General features: G+C 43.6%; 19 protein-coding genes and 1 tRNA gene. 10 read left to right on the top strand and 10 right to left on the bottom strand.

All coding sequences use genetic code 11. The annotated features are described in order from the left end of the window. Positions 1-119 precede the first annotated feature (119 nt). From pstC to phoU, 4 genes are read left to right on the top strand one after another with little or no spacing between them, the layout of a single operon-like run. The gene (pstC, locus tag IBX40_05425) at positions 120-1,001 is read left to right on the top strand and encodes a phosphate ABC transporter permease subunit PstC (GenBank protein ID MBE0523759.1); all 882 of its coding nucleotides are present in this window, start codon (positions 120-122) and stop codon (positions 999-1,001) included. Beyond that, positions 998-1,849, top strand: a complete 852-nt coding sequence (gene pstA / locus IBX40_05420; protein ID MBE0523758.1) for a phosphate ABC transporter permease PstA — start codon at positions 998-1,000, stop codon at positions 1,847-1,849. The genes pstC and pstA overlap by 4 nt, the downstream gene beginning before the upstream one ends. Next, complete coding sequence (locus IBX40_05415; GenBank protein MBE0523757.1) at positions 1,850-2,617, top strand: phosphate ABC transporter ATP-binding protein; 768 nt, start codon at positions 1,850-1,852, stop codon at positions 2,615-2,617. Continuing rightward, entirely contained in the window at positions 2,617-3,270 is a 654-nt protein-coding gene (gene phoU / locus IBX40_05410) for a phosphate signaling complex protein PhoU (protein ID MBE0523756.1), read from the top strand. Before IBX40_05415 ends, phoU begins: the two co-directional genes overlap by 1 nt. A 91-nt stretch (positions 3,271-3,361) precedes the next feature. On the opposite strand, the gene IBX40_05405 is transcribed toward phoU, so the two are convergent. The 3 genes from IBX40_05405 to IBX40_05395 form a co-directional block, all read right to left on the bottom strand. Then, positions 3,362-3,577, bottom strand: coding sequence for a hypothetical protein (locus IBX40_05405; GenBank protein MBE0523755.1), 216 nt, complete (start codon positions 3,575-3,577; stop codon positions 3,362-3,364). Between the two features lie 99 nt (positions 3,578-3,676). Continuing rightward, complete coding sequence (locus tag IBX40_05400) at positions 3,677-4,984, bottom strand: sodium-dependent transporter (protein ID MBE0523754.1); 1,308 nt, start codon at positions 4,982-4,984, stop codon at positions 3,677-3,679. 57 nt (positions 4,985-5,041) lie between these two features. Then, positions 5,042-5,881, bottom strand: a complete 840-nt coding sequence (locus IBX40_05395) for a hypothetical protein (GenBank protein ID MBE0523753.1) — start codon at positions 5,879-5,881, stop codon at positions 5,042-5,044. A gap of 296 nt (positions 5,882-6,177) precedes the next feature. On the opposite strand from IBX40_05395, the gene IBX40_05390 reads away from it, so the two are divergent. Genes IBX40_05390 through tgtA form a run of 5 tightly spaced genes read left to right on the top strand, consistent with a single transcriptional unit; the run spans position 6,178 to position 9,458 of the window. After that, positions 6,178-6,333: a hypothetical protein gene (locus tag IBX40_05390; protein MBE0523752.1), complete on the top strand. Its 156-nt coding sequence runs from the start codon at positions 6,178-6,180 to the stop codon at positions 6,331-6,333. Between the two features lie 10 nt (positions 6,334-6,343). Beyond that, positions 6,344-6,811, top strand: a complete 468-nt coding sequence (locus IBX40_05385) for a hypothetical protein (protein MBE0523751.1) — start codon at positions 6,344-6,346, stop codon at positions 6,809-6,811. 47 nt (positions 6,812-6,858) lie between these two features. Next, complete coding sequence (locus IBX40_05380; protein MBE0523750.1) at positions 6,859-7,440, top strand: CDP-2,3-bis-(O-geranylgeranyl)-sn-glycerol synthase; 582 nt, start codon at positions 6,859-6,861, stop codon at positions 7,438-7,440. 8 nt (positions 7,441-7,448) lie between these two features. Next, positions 7,449-7,970, top strand: a complete 522-nt coding sequence (locus IBX40_05375; GenBank protein ID MBE0523749.1) for an orotate phosphoribosyltransferase — start codon at positions 7,449-7,451, stop codon at positions 7,968-7,970. Positions 7,971-7,994: 24 nt separating this feature from the next. Continuing rightward, a complete protein-coding gene (tgtA, locus tag IBX40_05370; GenBank protein MBE0523748.1) occupies positions 7,995-9,458 on the top strand; it encodes a tRNA guanosine(15) transglycosylase TgtA in 1,464 nt (487 codons plus the stop codon). 72 nt (positions 9,459-9,530) lie between these two features. On the opposite strand, the gene IBX40_05365 is transcribed toward tgtA, so the two are convergent. Further along, positions 9,531-9,603, bottom strand: a tRNA-Gln gene (locus IBX40_05365). Positions 9,604-9,713: 110 nt separating this feature from the next. Here IBX40_05365 and IBX40_05360 point away from each other — a divergent pair. After that, positions 9,714-10,895: a hypothetical protein gene (locus tag IBX40_05360; protein MBE0523747.1), complete on the top strand. Its 1,182-nt coding sequence runs from the start codon at positions 9,714-9,716 to the stop codon at positions 10,893-10,895. A 35-nt stretch (positions 10,896-10,930) separates the two neighbouring features. On the opposite strand, the gene IBX40_05355 is transcribed toward IBX40_05360, so the two are convergent. The 6 genes from IBX40_05355 to IBX40_05330 form a co-directional block, all read right to left on the bottom strand. Continuing rightward, complete coding sequence (locus tag IBX40_05355; GenBank protein MBE0523746.1) at positions 10,931-11,458, bottom strand: ferritin; 528 nt, start codon at positions 11,456-11,458, stop codon at positions 10,931-10,933. A gap of 64 nt (positions 11,459-11,522) precedes the next feature. Next, positions 11,523-11,843, bottom strand: coding sequence for a YbjQ family protein (locus IBX40_05350; GenBank protein ID MBE0523745.1), 321 nt, complete (start codon positions 11,841-11,843; stop codon positions 11,523-11,525). Positions 11,844-11,851: 8 nt separating this feature from the next. Beyond that, on the bottom strand, positions 11,852-12,073 hold the full coding sequence (locus IBX40_05345) for a hypothetical protein (GenBank protein MBE0523744.1): 222 nt from the start codon (positions 12,071-12,073) through the stop codon (positions 11,852-11,854). 31 nt (positions 12,074-12,104) lie between these two features. Then, on the bottom strand, positions 12,105-12,866 hold the full coding sequence (locus tag IBX40_05340) for a tryptophan synthase subunit alpha (GenBank protein MBE0523743.1): 762 nt from the start codon (positions 12,864-12,866) through the stop codon (positions 12,105-12,107). Further along, positions 12,863-14,044, bottom strand: coding sequence for a tryptophan synthase subunit beta (trpB, locus tag IBX40_05335; protein MBE0523742.1), 1,182 nt, complete (start codon positions 14,042-14,044; stop codon positions 12,863-12,865). Before trpB ends, IBX40_05340 begins: the two co-directional genes overlap by 4 nt. A gap of 32 nt (positions 14,045-14,076) precedes the next feature. Then, positions 14,077-14,853: an indole-3-glycerol-phosphate synthase gene (locus IBX40_05330; protein MBE0523741.1), complete on the bottom strand. Its 777-nt coding sequence runs from the start codon at positions 14,851-14,853 to the stop codon at positions 14,077-14,079. Between the last annotated feature and the right edge of the window lie 127 nt (positions 14,854-14,980).

The raw sequence follows: 14,980 nt of genomic DNA, 5'->3' as shown, positions 1-14,980 counted from the left end.
TTAAATTGACCTATATTGGCCATTATCAGAAAATAATAAAAAGTCTCTAATAAGAGTATTGGCAGTGCGTTATTCGCCGAAAGATGTTTTGGGAATTTATGCAACTGGAGATGTTCATTATGTTCAAAAAGAAATTGACTGACAAACTCATTGCATGGTTTTTTGCAATAAACGGCATATCCACCATAGCTTTAGTCCTGGGTATTTTTATATTTCTTGCAGTCATTGGTCTGCAGGCATTTACTCACATCTCCCTTTTCGAGTTCTTTTTCAGTACAGACTGGAACCCAACATCCTATGTACAGCCCAGCTGGGGCATTCTGTCGCTGGTGGTCGGAACCCTTTATATTGCCGTGTTCTCCCTCATCATTGCCGTACCCCTTGGTGTGGCGTGTGCCATATATATTGCACAGATCGCATCACCTTCGGTCAGAGAACTGTTAAAGCCTGCCATAGAGATGATCGCAGCCCTCCCCAGTGTGGTGCTGGGGATGCTGGGTTTGTTAGTACTTGCCCCGGCAGTTGCAAATGTGTTCGGACTGAGCAGCGGACTGAATGCATTCACAGCATCCATACTGGTAGCCATAATGGCTCTTCCCACCATCATAAGCATATCAGAGGATGCCATAACCTCGGTACCAAAAGGCTATACTGATGCCAGCCTGGCTCTTGGTGCCAACAATTGGCAGACCATCCGAAACGTGGTGGTACCGTCAGCCATGTCAGGTATCTTAGCTGCTGTTATGCTGGGACTGGGGCGCGTGGTGGGTGAGACCATGGTAGTGCTTATGGTGGCAGGGAATGCAAGGGCTTTTCCTACCGGTTTTTTTGACCCTGTCCGTCCAATGACTGCCACTATTGCCATTGAGATCAAGGAAGTGGTCGTAGGAGACCTGCATTACCAGGCGCTGTATGCTGTGGGTCTGGTGCTCTTTATCATGACCTTTGCTGTGAACTTTGCAGCAGACATTTATTTACACAGGCAGGAGGGGAAGATGTGAAACCCCACATTAAGCAGAAACTGTATTTCAACCTTTTCAGGCTCACCGGCCTTGTCAGCCTGGGGATCATTGTAATAGTACTGCTCTATGTGATCCACATGGGGTTGGGAGTCATAAGTTTTCGTTTTCTCACAGAAATGTGGGTGAACAGCGATATTACAGCCGGTGGGATCTATCCTGCCATCGTGGGAACCTTTTATCTGGGAGTGGGTGTGGCAGTGTTCAGTATTCCTGTGGGAGTATCCTGTGCCGTCTATCTAAATGAATATGCAGGGCATTCGTTCCTGATCAGGATGATCAGGCTGGCCATTAGAAATCTGGCAGGAGTGCCTTCCATCATCTATGGGATATTTGGGTTCGCAGTATTTGTCCAGATGCTGAATTTTGGGACATCCATTATTGCAGCCTCCCTTACCCTCTCAGGTATGACCATCCCCTGGGTGATCACTGCCAGTGAAGAATCCCTGAAGACAGTTCCCCGGTCATTTCGGGAAGGTGCATATGCCCTGGGTGCCAGCAGATGGCAGGCCGTACGCACAAATGTGCTGCCATACGCAGCATCGGGCATGATCACAGGTTCTATTATCGGACTGGCCCGGGCCATGGGTGAAACCGCACCCATTATCGTGGTTGGGGCAACCTTTTATATGCGGGGACTGCCTAATTCTCCCTTTGATAAGTTCATGGTCCTGCCGTATCATATGTTCATACTTGCCACCCAGCACGTTCACCCCCAGGCCCAGGCATATGCGGCAGGGACGGCACTTGTGCTGGTAGCGTTGATATTTTCCATGACATTCATTGCCCTGTTTGTTAGATACAGGTACAGGAAAAGGAAGGACTGGTAGATGCTGGAAAATGAAGAAATAATACTACAAAGCTCTGGTTTGGACATCTGGTTCGGCTCCACGCAAGCTATAAAAAATGTTGACCTGAAGATCGCCAAACATAAGATCACTGCGATTATCGGACCGTCAGGCTGCGGTAAATCCACGTTCCTGCGAGCATTGAACCGGATGAACGAAGTAATTCCAATTTCCAGGACAACGGGAAGTGTATTCTATAACGGCCAGGACATATATTCATCTGATGTGGACGTGGTGGGACTGAGGAAAAAAGTGGGAATGGTATTCCAAAAACCCAATCCGTTCCCTAAATCCATTTATGAGAACATTGCCTATGGACCAAAGATACATGGGATAAAGGATAAGTCCGAACTGGATGCCATCGTGGAAGAAACGGTAAAATCCGCAGCTTTATGGGATGAGATCGAGGATAGACTCCATTCTTCGGCAATGGGTTTGAGCGGCGGGCAGCAGCAGAGGTTGTGCATTGCCAGGGCCATGGCGGTAAAGCCGGAAATAATTCTCATGGATGAACCGTGCTCAGCTCTTGACCCTATTTCTACTGCCAAGATAGAAGACCTGATGATCGAATTGAAACAGGATTATACAGTTATCATAGTAACTCATAATATGATGCAGGCAGCAAGGGTCAGCGATTATACCGCATATTTTCTGCTGGGAGAACTTATCGAATATAGTGAAACAAAAGATCTGTTTGAATATCCTAAGGATAAACGTACGGAAGATTATATCACAGGGAGATTTGGATAATGGTCAGAAAGGTATTCCAAATGGAAATGGATCGTCTGGAAACAGATGTTATTAAAATGGCCAAGCTCACCAGGGATGCTGTCAGTTTATCAGTGGATTCCCTCAGGAACCAGGATGTTGAGATGGTAGCCAGGGTTATCGAACTGGAAGAAAAGAGCGATGTTCTCAATATTGAAATCAGCGATCGCGGTATGATGTTGACTGCCACACAGCAGCCGGTAGCCAGGGATCTGAGGTTTATATCCTCGATGATGAAGATATCTGATTCTTTTGAACGGATATGTGATTATGCTGAGAAGATAGCAAGGATCACTAAGAAATCTGCACACAAACCGTTACTGAAACCATTGGTTGATATACCAAGAATGTCAGAAAATATCTGGAAGATGATCGAACTTGACATTCTTGCCATACAAAATCAGGATGTCAGACTTACTGACCAGCTTGAACCGCTGGATGATGTAATCGATGCTCTGTACCAGCAGCTATACACTGAATTGCTCAATTTTATGATTAATGACACAACTACTATCGATGATGCCACTGACCTGCTGTTTGTAGCCCGTTATCTTGAGAGGATCGGGGATATCACATGCAAGATAGGTTCCATGATCGTGTTTATGCTGGAAGGAAAGCGGGTCTGGATAAAATGAGGATTGGGGTTGCTTTTTTCTTTGTACCGCTGCCTTTGCATATGTATTAATTAAAAAAAATAAACACAAAATATATAACTTTATTCAAATATTATTCTTTAAATGCTCCTCCCAGAACACCGCTTGCGGACAGAATTGCTGCTGCCAGCACTGCAAAATTCGCGTCCAATCCGGTACCGAAGAAAAGATTGCTGCCAATCTTCACAACCCATAAAGTTATTCCGAAGTATATTATCGTTACTATTATCAGTAATAGAGATGCGACTATTACTAACAGAGTTGATTCTAAACTTTCTTTAACACCCATAAAATCACCAAATAAAATCTGTTGTAATGATATTTATATATATGTTTCATTATGGGTCAGCCAGTCAGTGGCGTGACCATTTTTTGAAAGTAAACCATTTCACAGGTTCAGGTAAAATTTGATTCTCACGGCCAATACATATATAAGAATAATGGGAATTACATATTTTACCAGCACAAATACAATTTTACTGGCATTCCAGTGTGTGTTCCTTTCCATCTGGTCCTTCATGACTTTGTTGTCCATGAACCAGGTGACTGAGACTGAAATGAGCAATGCTGTAACCATGAGGCCGATGGATCCGAATAATGTATCCATCAGATCGAAAACAGGAGTATTGAACACTGTAAGCTTCATCCCTGAATAGCTCAAAGCTGCAGGGAATCCCAGCACCAGGATGACCAATGTCAAAAGGGATGTGGCTTTATGTCTGGTCATTTTCAATTCGTCCACCAGGGTGGAAACCCCAACCTCCATCATGGAGATGGCAGAGGTCAATGCAGCGAAGAACAGCAGGAGGAAAAATACAGCTTCCAGCAGGAATCCATAAGGCACCTTATCAAAGATAAGCGGAATAGTAGAGAAGGCAAGTTTTGGTCCTGCCGCGGGTTCGAAGCCGAAGGAAAATACAATGGAGAATACCACCAGGCCGCTGACGAAGGATATGAACAGGTCTGAAACTGTGATAATTATTGAATTATTGGGAATACTGATCTTTTCATCAAGATAGCTCCCGTAAGTCAACAATATCCCAGAACCCACTGAAAGTGAAAAGAACGCCTGCCCAAAAGCTGCAGCCCAGACAGAATAATCAGAAAGTCTTGAAAAATCAGGTGTGAGGTAAAATGAAATGCCTTGAAAGGCATTGGGAAGAGTGAGAGCGTAGATTACCATCGCCATCATTAGAATTCCGAGAGCCGGAACCATTATCGTACTTGTTTTTTCGATACCGCCCTTTATTCCCTTCCTTACAATGTAGGATGTTATAATTGTTACCGCAATGAAAAAAATGGGTGAATAATATGTCAGAGTGAACTCATCAAAGATGATATTTTTCCCCAGTAATGTAAGTATAAGATAACTAATAGTCCAGCCTGTAACCACCAGGTAATAACTCAATACTATTATTGTAACTATTACCACAATGATTCCCACCCACCTGAGATGACCTTTGATTTTCTTCATGGATGAGACCACTGAACCTTTGAATTCCCTGCCAACTGAGAATTCCAGGATCATCAGAGGCAAGCCCAGTACAAAGATCGCAATAATATATGGGATCAGAAAAGCTCCCCCACCATTCTGGCCAACAATGTAGGGGAATCTCCACACATTGCCCAGACCCACTGCAGAGCCGATACCTGCAAGTAAAAATCCGGTTCGTGAACTCCATTTCTCTCTGGCCATTTTATTATCCCTGTTTTTATAAGAATTAATCAGATTTTTTCCAATTCTTCCGCTATCCTATTCATCTACATACTCATCGTCTTCAGATTCATCTTCATCATCTTCCTTATCCAAATATATCCCATCATCCTGTTTTTTGGGAATAACAGCAGCCAATTTTTCTTCGAAGTTCTTGAGTGCAGTACTTTTCCCTCTCAAAAATGGATATCCAATTATTATAATAATAACTAAAGCAATTAACAAATAAAGGGTAATATCAGAACTTGCGGCACCAGGTTTGTCCGATTTAATAGTGATTTCTTCAAATAGAGGTGGTGCCCAATTATATGTAATGGAATCTTCCAGGATTTCAACAGAATCAGTTTCAATTTTACTACCTGCTCCATTTGTGAAACTGGTTTCCATCTCATCGGATTTCATCACTTTGATCACCAGAGCAGGCATGCTTTGAGGTGGTATATAATCATAATTTACCAGCGTGGGATATTTCAGTTTCTTTGTAACAGTAATTGTATCTGTGGATACTTTAGGTACCTTATATTCCAAACGATACATGTTAGGAATGTTTGGTCCTGCTGGAACTGTACCATCCCAACTCACCACATTTCCTTCCATAGAGTATTCAATTAGATTTATTTGGCCACCCATAACCATTTCCAGTAGTCCTACATTTACATCGAAAGCTTCATCCGGTATCCAGGCAAAGATAGGTCCTGTATAGTTTTCAGTCCCGGCATTAATTAGAACAAGAGTTTCGGCAATTTTTATGTAACCTTCATATGATACCTGATCAATTTCGATCAGATGCTGGATCATGACGATATCTGTTCCATATGAATAGGTCGGATTTCCTTCCATACTATTGCTACTGTCTGCAGCGTTACCATTTTCTGCCATTTCAGGATAAGCTGATACTGTTGATAATGTGAGAAAAAATATTAGACAAAATAATGCACTTGTTAAAATTATAGAACTTTTTGAGGGCATTTGCTGGCACTTCCTATTTTATATTATTCAGATTCTGTTATTCAATATTATTTCATTACACATATATATCGTGGTTAGTATAAAATTTCAAAATCCGATGTAATTACCTTACTTCTCAAGACATCTAAAAATCAGGAAAGGTTTAATATATTATCTTTCCAATGGAACATATATAATCATGACCATTTTTGGAGGTGAAAAATCACATGTGTAGTGTAGGTGATGCTTTTAGTGTAGATGTAGCAGATGCTCTGGACGCTAAAGATTATAAATGTAAGGACTGCGGTAATAGTTTCCAGGGAATGGGTAAAAAGATTATGTGTCCAACTTGTCATTCTCAAAATGTGGAAGCTGCAAAATGATCGAAATATAATGTGTATGATACCCTTAAATGAAAATGAAATGCTAATGCTCCAGGGTAGTGATGGTGTCATTGGCATGGTCAAAGCTGGAAATAATAATTTATTTTTTCTTGAGACTGAGGAGGAGGAAATCGTACTCGGCCTGGAACCTGACGACCTGTTGGTCTCGTCAGGATTTGATACAAAAAAGACCACTTTAGCAGGTATCAAATGCGTGCTCTATATGATCAGGGAAGTGGGTACACCTCTTATTGTGCTTCCTAAGAACCACCCTGCATCAAAAAGGTTGAAGATAGTGGTATCTGTAGGCAGCCGTATCCGTATAAGCTGTGATATCACACCAGGCACCCATCCGGAACAGGACATTCTTTGCGGTGTGGATGAATTCAACGGGATTGAAATACTGGGTGTGCCTGGAGGAGTAGAGTTCAAGAATCTTAATGCTGGCAAGATCGAGCGCATCCCGTTCACTGTATAATTTCATTTTTCAATACTTTTAACATCAAATATGAATATTAACGTAACATGACCATTATCGATATTGCAGCGGCATCAATCTGGCTCATGCTTCCAGCTTACATTGCAAATCCCATGGCTGCTGTTTTTGGAGGAGGTACTCCCATGGATCTTGGTAAGAAATTCGTTGACGGAAAGCGGATATTGGGAGATGGGAAAACTATCAGGGGCCTTGTTGCCGGTACGTTATGCGGTCTTGTGATCGGATTTTTGCAGGTAAAAACTGCCCCCTATCTTACATCTATTAGTATTTTTAATGAATGGCCCAGCTTTCAATCGGCTTTGGGTGCATATTCCCATAGCACCATATTAGCAGTGTTCTTAATGGCGTCAGGAGCTTTACTGGGAGACAGTGCCGAGAGTTTTATTAAAAGAAGGTTAAATCTTAAGCGGGGGGCCATGTTCCCTGTGGCCGACCAGCTGGATTTTGTACTGGGTGCCTGGTTGTTAACGCTCATATTCGCATCTGTCTGGTTCAAAACCTATTTTACTTTCTGGATAATAATTACAGTACTTGTAATCACACCTTTATTGCATATTATCACAAATGTATTCGGATATCTTATAAAGGTCAAGAAAGAGCCCTGGTAGTGAAGTTAATGGATAAAGAATTGATTCAAGCATTAAAGGAGTGCAAAGCCGTAAAGTTCGGGGATTTTACCCTGGCATCTGGCAGGAAAAGTAATTATTATATCGACATCAAGAAAGCCATTTCCGATCCCGGGACCCTGGATTTGATTGCCCGGCAAATCGTAGAGATTATTGATGAAAAGGGTATCTGTGCCGAGGCCATTGGGGGTGTTGCTGTTGGAGCTGTCCCCCTGGCTACAGCAGTATCACTAAGATCAGGTCTTCCCCTGGTTATCATCAGAAAATCTTTAAAAGAATACGGAACTGGGGGCCGTTTCATAGGAGATGTCTTTAAAAGGAGTCTGCTGATGGTTGAAGATGTGACCACTACTGGCTCATCAGTGATCGAAGCCATCAAAGCCTTGAAGGAAGAGGGAGCCAAAGTGGATACTGTTATCAGTATAGTAGACAGGGATGAAGGAGCCCGAGCCGGTCTGGCAAACATCGGTGTGCAGCTATTGCCGCTGGTGAAAGCTGCTGACCTTATTTAGAACATATTTCTTCTGGATCAAATTATGCCCGATATTTTTGAAATTACCCACAAGGACCTTGCAGGCAGGATCGGACGCCTTACCACACCCCACGGAACTGTAGAAACACCCACCATCATGCCGGTGATAAATCCCAATATCCAGACAATCCCGGCAAAGGAGATGCCAGATTTCGGCGCCCGGATGATCATTACCAATTCTTATATCATATATCGTAAAGAGGCGCTAAAGGCAAAAGCTCAACAGCAAGGTCTTCACAGCCTTCTGGAATTCAACGGCCCCATTATGACCGATAGCGGCTCATTCCAATTGAGTGTCTATGGTGAGGTCGAAGTGAATAATGCACAGATCATTGAATTCCAGCAGTCCATTGGAACTGATATTGGTGTGCCGCTAGATATTCCCACGCCGCCAGATGCTGACTATGATAAGGTTAAACAGGAACTTGCAACCACAAATGAAAGATTGATGGAGGCCCTGGATCTAAATAAGGACAGCCAGATGTTGTTGGCAGCTTCCATCCAGGGCGGACGATATCCGGACCTGAGGGAGCAGGCAGCCCGCCAGCTGGGCAGTGCCGGTTTTGACATATACCCGATAGGTGCAGTAGTGCCGTTAATGGAATCCTACCGTTATGCAGACCTGGTAGATGTAATTGTCAGTGCAAAGAAAGGACTGCCGTCATCGGCTCCGGTCCACCTTTTCGGTGCCGGTCACCCTATGGTGTTTGCACTGGCTGTGGCACTGGGCTGCGACCTCTTTGATTCGGCAGCTTATGCCCTGTATGCTAAGGATGGCAGGTACCTAACTGCCGATGGGACCTATCATATCAAGGACCTTGAGTATCTTCCCTGCGCCTGCCCTATCTGCACCAGTCACTCAGCCAGGGAGATCTCGGCCAGTCCTGATAAAATAGAACTTCTGGCCAGGCACAACCTCTATGTCACCTTTGCAGAGATAAATAATGTTAAACAGGCTATCAGGGATGGGAACCTGTGGGAACTGGTGGAAAGGCGATGCCGTACCCATCCTCGACTATTAGACGGCCTGAAAAGAATGACGTCCCATATGGACTGGATCGAGCAGTTCGACCCATCCTCTAAATCAACATACTTCTACTGCGGTCCCCAATCAGTAAACAGACCTGAGGTGCTCCGTTGGAACAAGCGTCTAGAACATTTGAAACTGGAAGGGACTGTACTTATAAGGCCAGGTGGAAAGATATCTGGTGAAGCTGAATATGACCATGTGCTGCACTTCAAACCACCTTTTGGTGCTTACCCATTGGAACTAAAGGAAACCCATCCCTTAAATGCTGAAGTAATCAACATCCCGGATTATGAATCACTTACATCCGCCCTTGAAAATACTAAGAAGTTGATCCAGTTAAATCCGGATGCAGAATTCACATTCGTGCATCGGCAATACTGGGAGCATCCTCTGATCAGTCAAATTTGCCAGATGGTCAGCCACAGCTGGGCAGTTTGAATTTTTCTTTTAAAAACCACACAGGACGCAAAGAATCCAATCATTTAAAATATTTTAATCGAACGTGAATAGTAGCCCGGTACGGATTCGAACCGAAGTCGGGGGATCCAGGGTCCCCCATGATTGACCACTACACTACCGGGCTGCGACTATCTGAATATACTTTGTTACCTATAAGCCTAACGGATACAGCAACGCAATTGTTATAAACTAATATGTCAATTTTTTAAAATAATATTAAAGAGGAGTGATAGTATGAACTATAGATACGTTGGTGGAATATTTCTAACGCTACTGGTGATGATGTTAATTGCCAGTAATGTTGTAGCATTAAATAGTAATCCTAAAGCTAATATGGGGGTTGGAATGGGACCCATAGATGCATCTGACATGATGCAGCAGGGCCGGGATTTCCGCCATGAAGCAGGTATGCAGGGAATGGGATTCATGAACAGTGGTGCACACATGTTCGGAAACTATGTCACATTTACTATAAATGATTCAACTGGAGAAATTTCAAATTATGGAATTGCAGAAAATACTATTTTTGATTCAATTACAGTTGATGGATTAGTTTTTGGTGAAACCCAGGTCTGGGGCTCAATGACAGCGATAATTGATTCTGATGGAAAAGTCATCATGCAGGTACATGATAACCCGGCTGCTGTGATAAATTTTATAAGTTCTGATGCTTACACTGTCAACTTTGACCTGGCTGATGGGGTGACTGCTACTGAAGAGGATAATACGGTAAAAATTGTATCTAATGAAGTTGAGGTATATATTGTATATCCTGATGAAGGTTCTTTTGAAGTTGACAAAAGTGACGACATCGTGAGTGTTGATGTGCCTGAAAATAGTTTAATGGTAGTGAGGGCATTGCCAGTAAATATGCCCAGGTTGAGTCAAATGAACAGGTTGATTGTTCAGGAGATTGCTAAAAACCGCGTCGGTGCTGAAGTTTACCTTGGTATGAACGGTTCAATGAATATGGTAAATTACTCAAAACACCTGAGGATGCAAAGCGAAGTAATGAACACTGAAAGGATACGATTAAGGTTGAATTCGACAGACCCAACCGGGAAAATACTGAGCTTTAATCTGGATAATACTTCTTTACAATTGCAGGAAAGGGAAAGATTACATATCTATTATGATAATGTTTCTATCAATTGCATAGATAATCCTGAGCAGGTTAGTATTGCAACACATTTCGCCTGTTTTATTTCCCAGGAATCAAGAAGTAGAGCACAGATCATGATCAATGTTCCTGAATTCTCAGAGCATGTTATCGAGATTGTGGTCGAAGAAGCTGAAGCAGAGCAAACAGAAACTAAAATGCCAGCTGAACCTGATTCAAGTGTGCCAGGTTTTGTATCAGTAATTGCAATATCTGGTCTGTTGATGGCTGTGTACTTTATAAGAAGAAAAAAATAGAAATTTGGAGTTGGGAGAATATCCCAACTCAAACTTTAAAATCTGCCTTCTGTAAGGCTCAGATGATCCTTCTCGATCTCTATTATGGCGGTGAATATTTCCTTTATCCGATCTTCTGTAGCTTTACTTAAGAACTGGGTATAATGGCTTATTGCATTGGCTTCCCGCTGGTGGGATTCTGAAAGATTGTCCAGATTTTTATCACTGCACATGTCCTTATCCCTGCTGATATCAGGGACGGAAACTTTCAATTCTTTGGCAATGGTTGATGCGTGCTCGGACTCAATTTTACCAAGTCTCTTAAACATGGTACCATCAGCCACGTTATCTGCGTTGGCAGCAGCACAGAAATAGAATTCTGCATTACCCACTTCCAGTTTCAATGCCTCTTCCAGGTTCTTACGAGACACATCTGTCAATGCATATTCCGGCATATCAAAATCCCTGGGATCGATTATATATGGCCGGTGTGCACCGCAAAATGGACAGTGTGTTGGTGCTTCGTCCCCCAAATAACCTTCCTGACAAATTTTACACTTAAATACTTTCAAATTATCACCCAACGTTAATTAGAACCTAAATAAATTTAAGGTTATCTAAAATGGAAATGTGAAATTGAGATCATGACTACGTATCCCTGATCTTAACTGCAGTCCCGTATGCCAGTATCTCGGCAGCTCCTGACATTACCATGGATGTCATGAACCGAACATTTATGACCGCATTTGCCCCCATTTTTTCGGCATCGTCCACCATCCGGTTGATGGCTTTTTCCCGTGATTCTTCAAGCATCTTTGAATATTCCACCAGCTCTCCACCCACTATATGGCGGAGGACTGACATGATGTCCTTTCCGATATGTTTGGTCTGGATGGAGCTTCCCCTGGCAAGTCCCAGGGTTTCTACAATCTCTTTTCCAGTTATAGTATCAGTATTTACTAAAATCATGTGCCACCTCAATATTTCCTTTTAGTTTCCTTATCTTTATTTTTCACCTTTTCCTGTAAGATCGAAAACAGGGTTATCATGATCCCGATAATTATCGCAATCAATGATATTCTGATGATGGGGTCAACTTCGGCAGTCAATATCGTATATACCCAGAATACCATCAACAGGATGACCCCAAGAATCACTAATACAATCCCAATATTTCGTATTGTGAGATTTAAGTTCATGATTTCTCTCCCTGACTGAGAATGGCCTTCATCACAAATTCGATTTGATCTCCCATGCCAGCACTTCCAATCGTTTGATCACATCCTCACTACTGGCGATAATATCTACAAAAGCAGAGCCCACGATCACTCCTTCAGCCCCGCTTTGGAATATCTCAGCTGCCTGTTCCCCGGATGAAATACCAAATCCAACGGCCCTGGGTGTATCGGTATTGACCCTGCCCAGCAGTTCCTTTGTGGATTCAGAGATATCTGCTCTGGCCCCGGTAACCCCAAGTCTGGCTACCATATAGATAAAACCGGTACCCTTTTTCAAAATATCTTCCAGCCTGTTCCCCCTGGTGGTGGGTGCTACCAGGAATATCAGGTCAATGCCATGTTCATGACAGTATCCTGCCAGTTCCTCAGACTCCTCGGGCGGCAGGTCAGGTACAATGATTCCGGTTATCCCGCTGTCCTGGCAGTCTTTCACGAACTTTTCAAGTCCCCTCTTGAATATCAGGTTGTAGTAGGTCATCACCACCAGGGGTACATCAACATCCAGACCTTTGACCATTTCGAAATACTTATCAGGGTTCATACCAGCATCCAGTGCCCTCTGTATGGATGCCTGGATGGTGGGCCCGTCAGCCACAGGGTCCGAGAAAGGCATTCCCAGTTCAACAATATCGGCCCCGCCCCTGATAAGGGCGTGCACTATCCCGGGCGTGTCCCCGTCACCTGCGCACACGTAGGCTATAAGAGCTCCTTCACCCCGTGTTTTCAGTTCTTTGAACTTATCAGAAATATTCATGCGACTGCCCCCATTTTCATAACAGTCTCCAGGTCTTTATCGCCTCTGCCCGATATGTTGATCACGACAATTTCACCCAGTTCACTGGCAGCCTTTGCCAGGTATGCCAGAGCATGAGATGATTCAAGGGCCGGGATAATTCCTTCAGTCCGGCTCAGCTCGTGGAAAGCTGCCAATGCTTCCTCATCACTGGCATTCTTCGGTTTAATCCTCCCAGTTTCTGCCAGGTATGCCAGTTCAGGCCCTACCCCGCTGTAGTCCAGTCCGGCAGAGATACTTTGGGATTCCAGTATTTGACCATATTCATTTTGCAGTATCTTGGTTTTAGCCCCATGCAGCACACCCTCCTCACCAACAGAAAGGGATGCAGAATGCAGTGCTGCCGTATCATTACATTTTAGGCCGCTACCCCCTGCTTCCACTGCAATCAGGTCCACATCAACATCTGACACGAAAGGATGGAAGATACCCATGGCGTTACTCCCCCCGCCTGTACATGCAATAATGGAATCTGGGAGTCGTCCCTCCTTTTCCATGATCTGGTATTTGACCTCTTCCCCTATTACGCTCTGGAAATCCCTGACTATCATGGGGAACGGATGTGGTCCCACCACCGAACCTATTAGATAATGAGTATGTTCCACATTGGCAACCCAGTCCCGAAGGGCCTCATTGATAGCGTCCTTCAGGGTCTGGCTGCCTGAGGTCACTGCATGTACTTTTGTGCCCATCAGTTCCATGCGGTACACGTTCATACGCTGGCGCTCTATGTCCTTGGCACCCATGTAGACCTCAGTGTTCAGTCCCAGGTTGGCTCCTGCCATGGCTGTGGCAGTCCCGTGCTGACCTGCTCCGGTCTCGGCAATAAGCCGCTGCTTACCCATATATTTTGCCAGCAGTGCCTGTCCGATTGTATTGTTCAGTTTGTGTGCGCCGCCATGTACCAGGTCCTCACGTTTGAGATAAACTTTGAGGCCGTACTTCTTACTCAGACTCCTGGCAAAGTAGAGGGGGGAAGGCCTTCCGGCAAAATCCTGTAAATAATAATCCAGTTCTGCTTTAAATCCCGGGTCCTTCTTAAAGCGTTCATATGCCTGTTCCAGTTCTTCCAATGCGGGCATAAGCACTTCGGGTACGAACTGCCCGCCGAACCGCCCGAACTTGCCTTTTGTTTTCATAATATCTGCCTCAGTTATTGTTATTTAAATATTTATGTGGTAATTACGGCATCTACAAGCCTTTTTGTGTTCAGGTAGATGTCACCTTTCATAATAGATGTACCTACCAATACAGCATCAGCACCAGCCCCTATTACTCGTTTTACGTCATCAGGGGACTGTATACCGCTTTCACTTATTATTATCCTGTTTGGATCGTGTTGCTTGATAATATGTGCCAGAGTTTCTGTAGTGGCCAGGTCTACTTCCATGGTATTTAGATTGCGGTTGTTAATACCTATTATTTCAGCATCAGTATCTAATGCGGCCATAAGTTCCTGTTCGTTATGCACTTCCACCAGGGGTTGAAGTCCTCTTTGTGTTGCGAGTTTGATAAATTCAGGGAGACGATCTCCCAGTATTCCTGCTATCAAAAGGATCAGGTCGCTTTTTATCTCATAAATCTGTTTAGGATCAATAATGAAATCTTTTCTCAACACAGGGATATCCACAACACTTCGTACCTTCTCCAGATTTTCCAGATTGCCGTGGAAGAACCGGGGTTCTGTCAGTACAGAGATCGCAGCTGCTCCCGCTCTTTCCATTGTCCGGGCTATCCAGGCTGCTTCAAGGCTCGTCACATCCCTGTTATGAGTTGTTGGGGAAGCAGGTTTAACTTCTGCAATGACAGGAATATAGTGATTGCTCTTTGCAGATCGTATGGATTGAGCAAGGCTTCTTACTGTAACAGTTGTTCCAGCATCATTATTTCGGATGTTTTTAATCCGTATTTCCGTTGATAAAATTATCTCATCGATTATTCTGTGCATTCAGTATCACGTGATCCAGATTGTATACATGTGTCCACCAATGTACAATATTATACATTGTATATAAGATTTATGGTATCCTCTCCAAATTGATTGGTAATTCCGAAAATCAACAAATGCATTTCCA

It is taken from the genome of Methanosarcinales archaeon (assembly GCA_014859725.1).
Taxonomy (GTDB): Archaea; Halobacteriota; Methanosarcinia; order Methanosarcinales; family Methanocomedenaceae; genus Kmv04.
The sequence above is the reverse complement of the archived record's forward strand: the minus strand, read 5'-3'. Positions and strand labels throughout refer to the sequence as shown.

What these genes read in the sequence shown, in the direction of transcription:
- pstC (MBE0523759.1), top strand. Translation starts at nt 120, where the DNA reads ATGTTCAAAAAGAAATTGACTGACAAACTCATTGCATGGTTTTTTGCA.
- IBX40_05415 (MBE0523757.1), top strand. Translation starts at nt 1,850, where the DNA reads ATGCTGGAAAATGAAGAAATAATACTACAAAGCTCTGGTTTGGACATC.
- phoU (MBE0523756.1), top strand. Translation starts at nt 2,617, where the DNA reads ATGGTCAGAAAGGTATTCCAAATGGAAATGGATCGTCTGGAAACAGAT.
- IBX40_05405 (MBE0523755.1), bottom strand. Translation starts at nt 3,577, where the DNA reads ATGGGTGTTAAAGAAAGTTTAGAATCAACTCTGTTAGTAATAGTCGCA.
- IBX40_05400 (MBE0523754.1), bottom strand. Translation starts at nt 4,984, where the DNA reads ATGGCCAGAGAGAAATGGAGTTCACGAACCGGATTTTTACTTGCAGGT.
- IBX40_05395 (MBE0523753.1), bottom strand. Translation starts at nt 5,881, where the DNA reads ATGGCAGAAAATGGTAACGCTGCAGACAGTAGCAATAGTATGGAAGGA.
- IBX40_05390 (MBE0523752.1), top strand. Translation starts at nt 6,178, where the DNA reads ATGTGTAGTGTAGGTGATGCTTTTAGTGTAGATGTAGCAGATGCTCTG.
- IBX40_05385 (MBE0523751.1), top strand. Translation starts at nt 6,344, where the DNA reads ATGTGTATGATACCCTTAAATGAAAATGAAATGCTAATGCTCCAGGGT.
- IBX40_05380 (MBE0523750.1), top strand. Translation starts at nt 6,859, where the DNA reads ATGACCATTATCGATATTGCAGCGGCATCAATCTGGCTCATGCTTCCA.
- IBX40_05375 (MBE0523749.1), top strand. Translation starts at nt 7,449, where the DNA reads ATGGATAAAGAATTGATTCAAGCATTAAAGGAGTGCAAAGCCGTAAAG.
- tgtA (MBE0523748.1), top strand. Translation starts at nt 7,995, where the DNA reads ATGCCCGATATTTTTGAAATTACCCACAAGGACCTTGCAGGCAGGATC.
- IBX40_05360 (MBE0523747.1), top strand. Translation starts at nt 9,714, where the DNA reads ATGAACTATAGATACGTTGGTGGAATATTTCTAACGCTACTGGTGATG.
- IBX40_05350 (MBE0523745.1), bottom strand. Translation starts at nt 11,843, where the DNA reads ATGATTTTAGTAAATACTGATACTATAACTGGAAAAGAGATTGTAGAA.
- IBX40_05345 (MBE0523744.1), bottom strand. Translation starts at nt 12,073, where the DNA reads ATGAACTTAAATCTCACAATACGAAATATTGGGATTGTATTAGTGATT.
- IBX40_05340 (MBE0523743.1), bottom strand. Translation starts at nt 12,866, where the DNA reads ATGAATATTTCTGATAAGTTCAAAGAACTGAAAACACGGGGTGAAGGA.
- trpB (MBE0523742.1), bottom strand. Translation starts at nt 14,044, where the DNA reads ATGAAAACAAAAGGCAAGTTCGGGCGGTTCGGCGGGCAGTTCGTACCC.
- IBX40_05330 (MBE0523741.1), bottom strand. Translation starts at nt 14,853, where the DNA reads ATGCACAGAATAATCGATGAGATAATTTTATCAACGGAAATACGGATT.